Source organism: Streptomyces sp. NRRL S-495, from assembly GCF_000966955.1.
Classification (GTDB): Bacteria; Actinomycetota; Actinomycetes; order Streptomycetales; family Streptomycetaceae; genus Kitasatospora; species Kitasatospora purpeofusca.
In genome coordinates this window covers 1-297 of sequence record NZ_JZWY01001065.1, presented here as the reverse complement: position 1 = coordinate 297, position 297 = coordinate 1, and the positions used below count along the sequence as shown (strand labels likewise).

Annotated in this window: 1 protein-coding gene; it reads left to right on the top strand. The window is 78.8% G+C overall.

Annotated features, from left to right (window positions below):
• Positions 1-297, top strand: a 297-nt coding sequence (locus tag VR45_RS38910; protein ID WP_045944685.1) for a beta-ketoacyl synthase N-terminal-like domain-containing protein, incomplete at both ends; no start/stop codon positions are given.

The following is a 297-nucleotide window of genomic DNA, read 5'->3' as shown; positions in this document are numbered from 1 at the left end:
ACGGCCGCTGCAAGCCCTTCGCGGCCGCCGCCGACGGGACCGCCTGGGCCGAGGGTGTCGGGCTGGTGCTGCTGGAGCGGCTCTCCGCGGCCCGCCGCAACGGGCACCGGGTGCTGGCACTGGTGCGGGGCAGCGCCGTCAACCAGGACGGCGCCTCCAACGGGCTGACCGCCCCCAACGGCCCGGCCCAGGAGCGGGTGATCCGCCAGGCGCTCGACGCGGCCGGGCTCACCCCCGCCGAGGTGGACGCGGTGGAGGCGCACGGCACCGGCACCGCGCTCGGCGACCCGATCGAGG